The organism is Amorphus sp. MBR-141 (assembly GCF_053628695.1).
The window spans coordinates 79,070-91,992 of the sequence record NZ_JBRJGW010000013.1 but is presented as its reverse complement, the minus strand read 5'-3'; the positions used below and the strand labels follow the sequence as shown (position 1 = coordinate 91,992).

Genomic DNA, 12,923 nt, shown 5'->3' with positions numbered 1-12,923 from the left:
GGGCGACCTCACAGCCGGGCGAGATAGGGTTCGAGGGCGGCCAGGCTCGCGAGCGTGTGGGCCGGCGCGTAGAGATCGACGTGGGGGAGCGCCGCCTTGATGCCGGCCGCCTCCGGGGCATAGCCCTCCCAGCCGATCATCGGGTTCAGCCAGACGATCCGCCGGCAGCGGCGGCGGAGCGCCGCCATCTCGCGGCCGAGCTTGTCCGCGTCGCCGGTCTCGTAGCCGTCGGAGAGGATCATCACGCAGGTGCGCGAGTGGATGACGCGGGCGGCGTGGTGGCGGTTGAAGTCGGCCAGGCAGTCGCCGATGCGGGTGCCGCCGCCCACCCCCTGGGCCATCATCGACAGCCGGTCGAGGGCGCGGGCCGGATCCTTCTCCCGCATCGCGTCCGACATGTGGGCGAGCCGGGTGTGAAACAGGAACGCCTCGGCTTCGTCGAAGGCGCCGAGGATGCCGTGCACGAAGCGCAGGAAGACGCTGGTGTACATGGACATCGAGCCGGAGGCGTCGAGCAGCACCACCAGCCGCAGCGGCTTCTGAATGCGCTGGCGCCGGACGAGCGTCAGCGGCACGCCGCCGTGGCTGATGTTGCGATGGATGGTGCGGCGCAGGTCCAGCCGGTAGCCCTGCTTCCGCGCACGGTCGCGGCGCGTCAGCCGCGTCTGCATGGCCCGCGCGAGCCGCTCGGCGGTGGCCTGCGCCGCGGCCATCTGGTCGGGGTCGTCGATCTTGCGCAGGTCCGTCTGCGCCAGGTCCTCCGCCCCGGAGGCGCCTTCCATGCGGCCTTCGCCGAAGCCTCCCTCGTCGGGCGCATCGCCCGACGGCACCTGGTCGGTGACGGGCGCGGTGTCGGATCCCCGGGGGGCGTCCATCAGGCTCTTCAGCGAGGGGCTGTTGGGCCGGGTCGTCGAGCCCGCCGCGATCGAGCGTGAACGCACCCGCTTGCCCAGGAAGAACGCGTCGAAGATGCCGTCGAAGGTCTCCCAGTCGGCGCGCCGGCTGGAGACGAGATGCTTCAGCGCCGAGCGCAGCGTCGCCGGCCGCGCGGCATGGCCGGCCTCGACGATCCTGGCCGCGTCGCGCCCTTCCGCCAGCCCGACGGCATAGCCCGCCTCCCTCAGCGTCTTCAGGAACGCCGCCAGCCGGCCGACGACCAGGCGGGCGACCGCGTCGGAATCCTCGGGAGACAGGGGTGCGCCGCAGCAGCTCATGCGACCTTCCCCAGCAGCCGGCTCGACACTTCGCGGGTCATCCGCGTGCGGTCCTCGCGGGTCTTCAGCAGGCACATCAGCGTGTCGTGGACGGCCTCCGGCTGATCGTGCAGGTCGCGGATGTCGAGGCCGAGCAGCGCCGCGGTCCAGTCGAGCGTCTCGGCGACGCCCGGCACCTTCTGCAGGTCCTCCTTGCGGATCGCCTCGACCATCCGCGCGACCTGCAGCGACAGCGTCGCGCCGGCCTGCGGCAGGCGCGCCAGGATGATGCGGGCCTCGCGCTCCACGTCCGGGAAATCGACGTAGTGGTAGAGGCAGCGCCGCCGCAGCGCGTCGGAAAGCTCCCGGGTGCCGTTGGAGGTCAGCACGACGTGCGGGATGGAGGTCGCGGTGACGGTGCCCAGTTCCGGGATCGAGACCTGGAAGTCGGAGAGCAGCTCCAGCAGGAACGCCTCGAACTCCTCGTCGGCGCGGTCGATCTCGTCGATCAACAGCACCGGCGGCGTGACCCGCCGGATCGCCGCCAGCAGCGGCCGTTCCAGCAGGTATTTCTCGGAGAAGATGTGGTCCTCGATGTCGGCCACCGTGCCCTGGTTGGCCTGAATCGCCAAGAGCTGGCGCTGGTAGTTCCACTCGTAGAGCGCGCCGGCCTGGTCGAGGCCCTCGTAGCACTGCAGGCGGATGAGCTCGGTGTCGTGCACCGCCGCCAGCGCCTTGGCGACCTCGGTCTTGCCGACGCCGGCCTCGCCCTCCAGCAGCAGCGGACGGCGCAGCAGCTGCATCAGCGACAGCGCGGTCACAAGCTCCGCATCGGCGATGTAGCCGCTGTCGGCCAGCCGGGTTGCGATGTCGCTGCGGGTGAGGGCGGTCATGTCACGCAAACCTGCTTGCCCGAGAAACCCGGCGGCCGCCTCCCCCCGCAGGCCGTGTCGCGGGAAGAGGCGGCGTTCGGATGCTCTAGCTCACCGCGCCCAGGTCCTTGGCCGCCTTCCAGTTGCGCCAGAAGTCGTGGGGCATCTGGATGTGGGTCGAGCCGAGGAAGGAGAAGGCGTCGTTGACGGCGTTGGAGAAGGCCGGCACGCCGCCGACGTTGGGGCTTTCGCCGACGCCCTTCGCCCCGATCGGATGGTGCGGGGAGGGGGTGACGGTGAAGTCGGTCTCCCAGTGCGGGGTCTCCACCGCGGTCGGCATGAAGAAGTCCATGAACGAGCCGGTGACGACGTTGCCGGTCTCGTCGTAGCGGATCTCCTGGCCCATCGCGATGGCGAAGGCCTCGGTCAGGCCGCCGTGCACCTGCCCCTCGATGATCATCGGGTTGATGCGGGTGCCGCAGTCGTCGAGGGCGTAGAAGCGGCGGACCTTGTAGACGCCGGTGTCGATGTCGATGTCCATGACGCAGACGTAGGCGCCGAACGGGTAGGTCATGTTCGGCGGGTCGTAATAGGAGACCGCCTCAAGGCCCGGCTCCATGCCCGGCGGCACCGAGTTGTAGGCCGCCCAGCAGATGTCCTTCATCGACTTGAATTTTTCCGGCAGCCCCTTCACCCGGAAGCCGTCGATGTCCCACTCCAGGTCGTCCTCGTGGACCTCCAGGTGGTAGGCGGCGATCATCTGCGCCTTGGCCTTGATCTTGCGCGCCGCCATGGCGATCGCCGCCCCCGCCACCGGGGTCGAGCGTGACCCGTAGGTGCCCAGCCCGTAAGGGGCGGTGTCGGTGTTGCCCTCTTCCACCATGATGTTGTCGGCGGGAATGCCGATCTCCGTGGCGATGATCTGGGCGTAGGTGGTCTCGTGCCCCTGGCCCTGGCTCTTGGTGCCCATGCGGGCGATGCCGGCGCCGGTCGGGTGCAGGCGGATCTCGCAGGAATCGAACATCGCGATCCCCAGGATGTCGCAGTTCTTCGACGGCCCGGCCCCGACGATCTCGGTGAAGAAGGAAAGGCCGACGCCCATGATCTCCCGCGTCTCGCCGCGCTTGAAGGCGGCGCGCTTCTCCGCCTGTTCGCGCCGCAGCCCGGCGTAGTCCACCGTCTCCATCGCCTTCTTCATGGCGGTGTGGTAGTCGCCGGAATCGTACTCCCAGCCGAGCGCCGAGTGGTACGGAAACTGCTCCGCTCGGATGAAGTTCTTGATCCTGAGCTCGGCCGGATCCATCCCCAGCTTCTGGGCGAGGATGTCCATCCCGCGCTCGATGCAGTAGGCCGCTTCGGTCACCCGGAACGAGCAGCGATAGGCGACCCCGCCCGGCGCCTTGTTGGTGTAGACGCCGTCGACGGCCAGGTGCGCGACGGGGAAGTCGTAGGACCCGGTGACGATGTTGAAGAAGCCGGCCGGCCACTTGGACGGGTCGGCGCAGGCGTCGAAGGCGCCGTGGTCGGCCAGCACGTGGACGCGCAGGCCGGTGACCTTGCCCTCCGCCGTCGCCGCGATCTCCGTGGTCATGTGGTAGTCGCGGGCGAACGACGTCGAGGTCAGGTTCTCGATGCGGTCCTCCACCCATTTCACCGGCTTGCCGGTGACGATGGAGGCGACCGCCGCGCAGATGTAGCCGGGATAGGCGCCGACCTTGTTGCCGAAGCCGCCGCCGATGTCCGGCGCGATCACGTGGATCTTGTGCTCCGGGATGCTGGAGATGAGCGCCACCACGGTGCGGATCACGTGGGGGGCCTGGAAGGTCCCCCAGATGGTCAGCTCGCCCTTGATCTTGTCGAACGAGCAGACGCACTGGCAGGTCTCGAGCGGCGAGGGATGGGTGCGGTGGTAGGAGATCATCTCCTTCACCGTCACCTCGGCCTTGTCGAAGGCGGCGTTGGTCAGGTCGCGGTCGCCCACCGTCCACTCGAAAATGTGGTTGTGGTGCTTGCGCGGGCCGTGGGCGCCCTCGGTCTTGCCCTCCAGGTCCTCGCGCAGCACCGGCGCGTCGGCGTCCATCGCCTTGAACGGATCGACGAGCGCCGGCAGGTCCTCGTAGTCGACCTCCACTGCGGCGACGCCGTCCTCGGTGGCATAGCGGTCGGTGCCGACGACGAAGGCGACTTCCTGGTTCTGGAACAGCACCTTGCCGTCGGCGAGCACCATCTGCACGTCGCCGGCGAGCGTCGGCATCCAGGCGAGATTGACGCCCTTCAGGTCTTCCGCGGTGAGCACCGCCAGCACGCCCGGCACCTTCAGCGCCGCCTCGGTGTTGATCGACCTGATGCGGGCGTGGGCGTGGGGCGAGCGCACGAAATCGCCGTGCAGCATGCCCGCCAGCTTCACGTCGTCGACGTAGTTGCCGCGCCCTTGCGTGAAGCGGATGTCCTCGACGCGCTTGCGCTTGCAGCCCATGCCTTCGAGGGCGGCTTCGCGCTGTTCCCGTGTGGGAGCCATGTCGTTCATTCGGCGGCCTCCTGGAATTCCGTGCCGTTCAGCTTCGCGGCGGCGTATTGGATGGCCCGAACGATGTTCTGGTAGCCGGTGCAGCGGCAGAGGTTGCCGGAGATGCCCATGCGGATCTCGTCCTCGCTGGGCGACGGGTTCTCCTGCAGCAGGCGGTGGGCGCGCACGATCATGCCCGGCGTGCAGAAGCCGCACTGGAGGCCGTGCATCATGCGGAAGCCCTCCTGCAGGGCGGAGAGGGTGCCGTCGGCGTTGGCGATCCCCTCGATGGTGGTGATCTCGGCGCCCTGGGCCTGCACCGTGAACATGGTGCAGCTCTTCACCGACATGCCGTCGATGTCGATGGTGCAGGCGCCGCAATGGGTGGTCTCGCAGCCGATGTGCGTCCCGGTGAGCGACAGGTTCTCGCGCAGGAAGTGAACGAGCAGCGTGCGCGGCTCGACGAGGCCTTCGACCTCGGTGCCGTTCACCTGCATGGTGACGTGGGTCTTCGCCATTTCAGATCTCCTCAGCGTGCGCGTTCGGCGGCGCGCGCAAGGGCCCGCTTCACCATGATGCCGCCCACGTGCTTGCGGTATTCCACCGGCCCGCGGCTGTCGGCGGCCGGCTGCATGATCGCTTCGGCCGCCTTGGCGGCGGCATCCAGCGCGGCCGAGTCGAGGGTCGTTCCGATGACGGCGTTGGCCGCGTCCTCGGCCAGCAGCGGCGTGTCGCCCAGATTGGTGAGGCCGATCCGGCAGATGGCGACGGTGCCGCCCGACATCGTCAGCATCACGCCAGCGGCGGCGGTCGCGTAGTCGCCGACCTTCCGCTTCAGCTTCTCGTAGGCCGCGCCGTTGCCGTCCGGCGGCACGGGAATGGAGATGCCGGTCAGGATCTCGCCGGGCTCGCGCGAGGTGAAGTAGGCGCTCTGGTAGAAGCCGTTCGCCTGGCAGTCGCGGGCCCCGTCCGGGCCCTGCAGGCTGTAGGTCGCGTCCAGCATCATCATCAGCGCCGGCATGTCGTTGCCGGGGTCGCCGTTGGCGACGTTGCCGCCCACCGTGCCTCGGTAGCGGATCTGCGGGTCGGCGATCAGCAGGGCCGCCTCGATCAGCACCGGCAGGGTGCGGGCGATCTCCTCGGAGGCGATCAGCTCGTGCTGGGTGGTGAGCGCGCCGATGACGATGCGGTCGCCCTCGCGGCGCACGCCCTTCATGCCGGGCAGGCCGCCGATGTCGACCAGGTGCTCCGGGGCGGCGAGGCGCAGCTTCATCATCGGGATCAGGCTGTGGCCGCCGGCGACGATCTCCACGTCCTCGCCGAGCGAGGCGAGCAGGCCGACCGCGTCGTCGACGGACGAGGGCCGGTGATAGGTGAATGGAGCGGGTATCATGCGTGTCCTCCATCCGTCCTTCTTGAGTGCCGCAATCCGCGGCCTCTGGACGTTGATGGAAGGCTCGGCTTCCCCCGCCGGGCTGGCAAGATCGGGCCGGATTCTCGAACACGAGGCGCGGGAATTTGCACGAACTGCGGCTGAGGCCGCACGAACTGCGTCAGCGATTCAGACGCTTTCGGGCTCCGTGGGCGCGCTCTCCGGCGCCTTGGCCAGTCCGAGGCGGGACTTCAGGTCGGCGACCCGGGCGCGGCTGACCGGAACGAGGTGCGGGGCGGTGCCGTCGAGTTCCACGACCGCGCCGTCGCCTTCCTTGCGCAGGAACGCCACGTGCGACAGCGCCACGATGTGGCTCCGGTGGACCCGGATGAACTGGCTCGGGTCGAGCTGGGCTTCCGCCTGGGAGATCGACCAGGGGCTCATCCGCTCGCGCACCCCGTCGTGCACCAGCGTGTAGTGGGCGTTCGCCTTGATGCTGCGGATCTCCGAAGCCTCGACGAAATAGGTGCCGTTCGAGCCTTCGACCGGCAGCCTGGCTGCATGGGGGGCGAGCGGCGGAGCCTCGGAGAGGGCGGGCGGGGGCCCGGACGGCGGGCCTTCGGGGGAGCCCGAAGCGCCGCGGCCGAAGTCCGTCGCCACGTCGAGGCCGGATGGTCCACCCGCTGCCAGCGGCGCCGCGCGCGGCCTGGGGTCGGGAATGAGGAACAGCAGGAAACCGGCGGCGATGAAGAAGCAGAGGAGGGCGAGGATCGGCGACAGCACGGCCTCCGACACCGTCAGCCCGCCGACCGGATCGCCGGCCGCGCAGACCTGCAGCTCGGTCATCCCGTACATCGCCGTGTAGTGCATGCCGGAAACGGCGATGCCGAAGGCCACCGCGCTGCCGGCAAGCCGCATGCCGGCCTGGGGACGGACGAACATCCGGAGCGCCCCGAACGCCGTCACCACGGCGATGAGCACGGCGGCGGCGATGATCGCCGGATCGTGCACGGCGTGGTCGCCGGTCATCAGGCCGCGCATGCCCACGTAGTGCATCGACACGATGCCCATCCCGAGGAGCAGGGCCGACGCCGCGACGCGCCCGTCCGACGGCTCGCCGACCGACACGAAGAACAGCGAGACCCCGACCACCAGCGCACAGATGAGGAAGGAGACGATGGTCGGCAGGACCAGGAACGCCGCCCCCTCCGAGACGGGCGAGGCCATCATGCCGACGAAGTGCATCGTCCAGATGCCGACCGCCAGGAAGCAGGCCGCTCCGGACAGCAGCAGCCGCCGGTTCGCGCCGGGCATGGTGCGAACGCGCGCGGCGAGCCCGAAGCCGGTGTAGCCGCCGAGAATCGCGACCATCACCGAGAGCGCGACGAGGTAGGGATCGTGGCCTGTGACCATCCCGCAATCGGCACACGGGGGTGGGTCCGTGTGCGCTCTCCCTGAGGTGTTCGTCTTCTTGTTTAGAAAGACTACATGCGGGCCACGGTCGTTGACAACGCCGGCGCGGGGCCGGCGTCCGCGTGCGCACTGCTGGGGTGCGCACAGCGCGCCGCGCACGCTGCGCAAAAGCGCAAAAAAGGGCGAAATAGCGCAGTTTGGTGCAGCGGAATCGGTGCGCACCGACGACGGCGATTCTCCGCGCACCGTTTTGCCGTTATCGTTCCCCACCGAGTCGGCCGCAACGCCGGCAGCGGCAACGATTCCGGGAGTTTTCAGTGACGAGCGTGCGCGATCTATCCGAGGAGGCCGGACTGCCGGTCGACACCATCAACGGCGACTACAACGCGCGGGCGACGGTCTCCGCGGAGGTCTTCGAGGAGACCGTGAAGCGCTACCGGGAGGGCTCGGTCGCGGCGCGCAAGGTCGCCACCGCCCTCGACGTCGTCTACGACGAGGCGAGCGGCCAGACGATCGACATCTTCGGCGGCGGCGAGGAGCCCCGGGCCACCTTCGTCTTCATCCACGGCGGCTACTGGCGGGCGCTGTCGAAGAACGAATCCGCCTTCATGGCCGAGATGCTCGCCCGCCACGGCATCGCGACGGTGGCCGTCGACTACCAGCTTGCGCCGGAGGTGACGCTCGCCGAGATCGTGCGGCAGGTGCGCGCCGCCATGGCCTTCCTGCACCGCGAGGGCCGGCGCTACGGCATCGACCCCGACCGCATCTACGTCGGCGGAAGCTCGGCTGGCGGGCACCTGACCGGCGCGGTTCTGGCCGGCGGCTGGCATGCGGATTTCGGCGTGCCGGAGACCCTGGTGAAGGGCGCGCTGCCGGTCAGCGGCCTCTTCCACCTGGCGCCGATCGCCAAATCGTTCGTGTCGGAATGGCTGACGCTCACCGACGCCGACGTCGCGGCGCTGAGCCCGGCGGAGAACATCCCCCGGACGGGCAGCCCGATCGTCGTGGCCTACGCCGTCAACGAGGCGCCCGGCTTCGGCCGTCAGTCGGAGGCCTTCCACAACGCCTGGCGTGACGCCGGCTTCCCCTCGACGCTGCTGGAGGTCGCCGATCGGCACCATTTCGACGTGGTGCTCGATCTGGCGTCCGACCGGACCGAACTCGGGCAGGCCCTGCTGGATCTGATCTCCGGACGCCATCCGGGCTGAGACGGCGAGGGCACCACGTCGCGGCCCGCCGGGCCCATTCTATCCAAAGGCCGGCTTGAGACGCTGAATGCAGCGGCGGAGGATCGGGGTGAAGGCGGCGACCGCCGGTGAAACCGATCGTCCGCTGGCGTGGATCAGCTGTATCTCACGGCCGATCGTCGGGGCGACGAGCGGCCGGCCGGCCAAGGTGCCGTTGCGGGCGGCCGCCAGCGCATAGGTGGGCAGCACCGCGACGCCGAGGCCGGCCTCGACGAGCGCGATCGCCGTCGTCACCTGGTTCACCTCGTAGCTGGGCACGAGACCGATGCCGACCGTTTCGAAGCCCACTTCGGTCAGCAGCCGGATGCCGCTGCCGCGGGTCAGCGTGACCAGCGCTTCGCCGTCGAGGGCGCGCCACTCGACCCGGTCGCCGCCGGCGAGGGGCGAGCCGGCCTGGCAGAACAGCATGAGCTCGTCGCGCGCGAGCGGCAGCCGTTCGATCTGGTCGTCGCCGGGCGGGAAGGTGCCCAGTCCGCACTCGGCGCGGCCCGAGCGTACGCTATCGATAATCTCGTCGGTGCTTGCGTCGATCAGATCGACGCTGATGCCGGGCGCTTCGCGCCGGAACTCGGCGATGGCCTCCGGCAGGACCGCAGCGGCGAGCAGCGGCGGGGCGGCGATGCGGATGCGGCCGCGTCGGCGCTCGGCCAGGGCGTTGAGGTTGGTCACCGCGTGGCCCAGGTCCTCGACGATCTTTTCGGCCGATGCCTGGAATTCCCGACCCGCGTCCGTCAGTTCGACGCGCCGGGTCGTCCGGTCGAACAGCCGGATCCCGAGTTCGGTCTCGAGCTCCTTCACGGCCTGCGAAACCGCCGGCTGCGCAGACTGAAGTCGCGTGGCCGCGCGGGAAAAGTTCCCGCTGTCGGCGACGGCAAGAAAGGCCTCGATCTGTTTGAGGGTGATCCGCATGCGGCCTTATTTATAGCAATTTCAGATTAATTTATCATGGGATCCAGCCTTCACATATAGATAGCCGGGTGGTTCCCTGTTGCATAGCGATTGGTCACTGGACCGGCTTGTGCAATCAGGAGGCAGCTTGGGCGTCACGTCCGCATCCGCAGCGACCATGCCCTGGCTCGGGCGCAGCATGCTGCGGCGCGAGGACGACCGCTTTACCAGCGGCCGCGGCACCTATGTGGACGATCTTCAGCCGGACGGTTGCCTGCACCTGGCCTTCGCCCGAAGCCCCCATGCACACGGCCGGATCGTCGCGATCGACTGCGAGGCGGCGCGCGCCACTGACGGCGTGGTGGCGGTCTTCACGGCCCGCGATCTCGGCAGGCTGGGCCGCAACGCCATCAACCCCATCATCGCCGATCTGGTCGAAGCGCCGTTCGAGGTCCTCGCCACCGAATGCGTCGGGGCGCTGGGGCAGCCGGTTGCCGCGGTGGTTGCCGAGACCGCAGCCATTGCCAGGGATGCGGCGCTGCTGATCGACATCGACGTCGATGCCCTCCCTCCGGCCCACGGAACGGCGGGGAACCGCTCCGTCGAACAGGCGCTGACCGCGGGCGACGTCGATGCGGCCTTCGCCGGCGCGGATCACGTCGTAGCGGTGCGGATCGAGCATGCGCTCGTGGCGCCGACGCCGATGGAGCCGCGCGCCGCACTTGCGGTCTGGGGCGAGGACGGCCTCACCGCCTGGTGCTCCACCCAGACGCCCTACCGGGTGCGCGAGGACCTCTGCCGGATCCTCGGCCTGCCGCTCGACCGGGTGCGGGTGATCGCGCCCGATGTCGGCGGCGCCTTCGGCGGCAAGGCCTCGATCTATCCGGAAGACGTGATGGTCGCGTTCGCGGCGCGCGCCATCGGCGGGGCGGTCAAGTGGTGTGCGACGCGCGGCGAGGACCTGCTCGCGGCCACACAGGGGCGCGGCGCGACCTCCACGGGCGAGATGGCGTTTTCGGCGGACGGAGAGGCGCTTGCGCTGAGGGCGAGACTGGCGTTCCAGCAGGGCCACTGGATGACCTACAGCGCGGTCGTGCCCCCGAACAACGCGCTCCGCATCCTGCCGGGCCCCTATCGGATCGGCGCCCTCGACGTGTCCGCGCGCTCCCACATGACCAACCGCGCCGCCGTGGGAATCTATCGCGGAGCCGGCCGGCCCGAGGCGGCCATGCTGCTCGACCGGCTGATGGACGAAGGCGCGCGCGCCACCGGCATCGATCCCATCGAGCTTCGTCTGCGGAACGTGGCCCCGGCGGACTCCATGCCGCTCGCCCGGCTGACCGGAGAAGGCGTCGATTCCGGCGACTTCGTGCGCCTGCTGGAGACGCTGCGCGCGCGTGCCGACTATGCGCAGTTGTGCGCAGAACGAGACCGGCGCCGCGCCGCCGGGGAGGTCGTCGGCATCGGCATCTGCCTCTACATCGAGCCCTGCGGCCAGGGCTGGGAAAGCGCGGCCGTGACGGTGCGCCCCGACGGCACCTTCGTGGCGACGACCGGCGCGAGTGCCCAGGGACAGGGCCGCGAAACGGCGTTCGCCCAGATCGTTGCCGACGCCCTCGGCACGACGCCGGACGTCGTCACGGTGCGGCAGGGCGATACGTCCACGGCGGCGTCCGGTCTCGGAGCGCTCGCGAGCCGCTCGACCGCGATCGGCGGCAGCGCCATGTTGCGGGCGTGCGAGGGGCTCAGGTCGCAGCTTGCGGAGGCCGCCGCCGGCTTGCTTCAGTGCGCCCCCGAGGCGATCCGATTCCAGCCGGGCCGGCTCTATCGCGGCGACACCGGCGCATCGATCGCGCTGGATGACCTCTCCCGCCAGCTGCACGGGCAGGGAGAGGCCGGAGAGACGGCGCTGACCTGTTCGGCCGTCTACCATGCGGACGGCGAGGCATGGGCCAGCGGGGCCTGTCTGGCGGCGGTCGCCATCGACCGCGACACCGGAGAAACCCGCATCGAGCGGCTGGTCTGGATCGACGACGCCGGGGTGGTGGTCAATCCGCTTCTGGCCCGCGGGCAGATGCTCGGCGGGCTTGCCCAGGGGCTGGGCGAGGCGATGCTCGAACGGCTGGTCTACGATGACGACGGCCAGCTGCTGACGGGGTCCCTGATGGACTACGCGCTGCCCCGGGCCGACGACATGCCCCCGGTGGAGATCGACAAGATCGTCACCCGTTCGCCGTCCAACGCCCTGGGCGCGAAAGGGATCGGCGAAGCGGGATGCATCGGCGTTCCGGCGGCGATCTTCAATGCGGTCTGCGACGCCGTTGCGCCGTTCGGACCCAACGAACTGCAAATGCCATTGACGAGTGAAAAGGTCTGGCGTGCCATTGCCGGCAGACCGACGAACGCACGAGGCGCGGACGACCAATGAAATATGCGAAGAAGGATGCGAAGGCGTACGCGTTCGAGAACATGAAGGGCATCTGGGCCGCCGCCCTGACGCCGTTCACCGACACGCTGGCGATCGACGAGGACGGTCTGCGCAAGAACATCGATCACTGGATCGAGGATCTGAAGATCGACGGCTTCTTCATCGCCGGAAAGCAGGGCGAGTTCTTCTCGATGTCGCTCGACGAGCGCAAGCGCACCTTCGATCTGGCGGTGGAGGCGTGCGCCGGCCGGGCGGCGACGATCATGTCGTGCTCCGACCAGAACATGGACACGGTGATCGAGCTCGCGCGGCATGCCCAGTCCTGCGGCGCCGATTACATCGTCGTGCACGCGCCGATCCTGCACTTCTACGAGGCGCAGGACGAGACGCTGCTGAACTACTATCGGACCATCGCCGACAAGGTCGACATCGGCATCGCGCTGTGGAGCCACCCCGACAGCGGCTACCTGATGAGCCCGGAACTCTGCAACACGCTCGCCGACATCGAGAACGTCGTGGCGATCAAGTACTCTGTGCCGCGTGAGATGTACGTCGAGCTGACCCGGCTGGCCGGCGACCGGATCATCGTGTCGACGGCGTCGGAGAAGGAGTGGCTGGACAACATCCTGGAGCTCGACTGGCGGCTCTACCTGTGTTCGTCGCCGCCCTACCTGATCCAGACGAAGCACGATCTTCGGATGCGCGAATACACCGACCTCGCCTTCGCCGGCGAGGCGGAGAAGGCGCGGGCCGTCAGCGCCAGCCTGGAGCCGGTGCGGGCCGCGCTGAAGTCCACGCGGCCGCCGGAGAAGCCGCAGGCCCAGCAGAAATACTGGCAGGATCTGCTCGGCCAGGTGGGCGGCACGGTGCGGCCTCCCTGCCTGGAGCTGACCGAGGCCGAGAAGACGGCGATCCGCGCGGCGTTCGAGGGTTGCGGCCTGAAGACCGCGGGTTAGCCCGGTCGCGCCGGTGGGGCGTCAATGCAAGCAGTCGAGAGGACAAGG

10 protein-coding genes are annotated in these 12,923 nt (G+C 69.3%); 3 read left to right on the top strand and 7 right to left on the bottom strand.

The window, feature by feature from the left end:
* Positions 1 to 8: 8 nt before the first annotated feature.
* From ACSSVZ_RS17535 to ACSSVZ_RS17510, 6 genes are all read right to left on the bottom strand, one after another.
* Complete coding sequence (locus tag ACSSVZ_RS17535) at positions 9 to 1,214, bottom strand: vWA domain-containing protein (RefSeq protein ID WP_453972013.1); 1,206 nt, start codon at positions 1,212 to 1,214, stop codon at positions 9 to 11.
* On the bottom strand, positions 1,211 to 2,086 hold the full coding sequence (locus ACSSVZ_RS17530; RefSeq protein WP_453972012.1) for an AAA family ATPase: 876 nt from the start codon (positions 2,084 to 2,086) through the stop codon (positions 1,211 to 1,213). The genes ACSSVZ_RS17535 and ACSSVZ_RS17530 overlap by 4 nt, the downstream gene beginning before the upstream one ends.
* Before the next feature lie 85 nt (positions 2,087 to 2,171).
* Positions 2,172 to 4,592 (bottom strand): aerobic carbon-monoxide dehydrogenase large subunit, encoded by a 2,421-nt coding sequence (locus ACSSVZ_RS17525; protein WP_453972011.1) that lies wholly within the window; start codon positions 4,590 to 4,592, stop codon positions 2,172 to 2,174.
* Complete coding sequence (locus ACSSVZ_RS17520; RefSeq protein WP_453972010.1) at positions 4,589 to 5,089, bottom strand: (2Fe-2S)-binding protein; 501 nt, start codon at positions 5,087 to 5,089, stop codon at positions 4,589 to 4,591. Before ACSSVZ_RS17520 ends, ACSSVZ_RS17525 begins: the two co-directional genes overlap by 4 nt.
* A gap of 11 nt (positions 5,090 to 5,100) precedes the next feature.
* The gene (locus ACSSVZ_RS17515) at positions 5,101 to 5,964 is read right to left on the bottom strand and encodes an FAD binding domain-containing protein (RefSeq protein ID WP_453972009.1); all 864 of its coding nucleotides are present in this window, start codon (positions 5,962 to 5,964) and stop codon (positions 5,101 to 5,103) included.
* Positions 5,965 to 6,132: 168 nt separating this feature from the next.
* Positions 6,133 to 7,356, bottom strand: coding sequence for an MHYT domain-containing protein (locus ACSSVZ_RS17510; protein WP_453972008.1), 1,224 nt, complete (start codon positions 7,354 to 7,356; stop codon positions 6,133 to 6,135).
* A gap of 326 nt (positions 7,357 to 7,682) precedes the next feature.
* On the opposite strand from ACSSVZ_RS17510, the gene ACSSVZ_RS17505 reads away from it, so the two are divergent.
* Positions 7,683 to 8,564 carry an alpha/beta hydrolase gene (locus tag ACSSVZ_RS17505; RefSeq protein WP_453972007.1) on the top strand — a complete coding sequence of 294 codons (882 nt, stop codon included), beginning with the start codon at positions 7,683 to 7,685 and terminating at the stop codon, positions 8,562 to 8,564.
* Between the two features lie 39 nt (positions 8,565 to 8,603).
* On the opposite strand, the gene ACSSVZ_RS17500 is transcribed toward ACSSVZ_RS17505, so the two are convergent.
* Positions 8,604 to 9,512, bottom strand: a complete 909-nt coding sequence (locus ACSSVZ_RS17500) for a LysR family transcriptional regulator (protein WP_453972006.1) — start codon at positions 9,510 to 9,512, stop codon at positions 8,604 to 8,606.
* Positions 9,513 to 9,639: 127 nt separating this feature from the next.
* Between ACSSVZ_RS17500 and ACSSVZ_RS17495 the strand changes: the two genes are divergently transcribed.
* Positions 9,640 to 11,919 carry a xanthine dehydrogenase family protein molybdopterin-binding subunit gene (locus tag ACSSVZ_RS17495; protein WP_453972005.1) on the top strand — a complete coding sequence of 760 codons (2,280 nt, stop codon included), beginning with the start codon at positions 9,640 to 9,642 and terminating at the stop codon, positions 11,917 to 11,919.
* Positions 11,916 to 12,875, top strand: a complete 960-nt coding sequence (locus tag ACSSVZ_RS17490; protein WP_453972004.1) for a dihydrodipicolinate synthase family protein — start codon at positions 11,916 to 11,918, stop codon at positions 12,873 to 12,875. The genes ACSSVZ_RS17495 and ACSSVZ_RS17490 overlap by 4 nt, the downstream gene beginning before the upstream one ends.
* Positions 12,876 to 12,923: the final 48 nt, after the last annotated feature.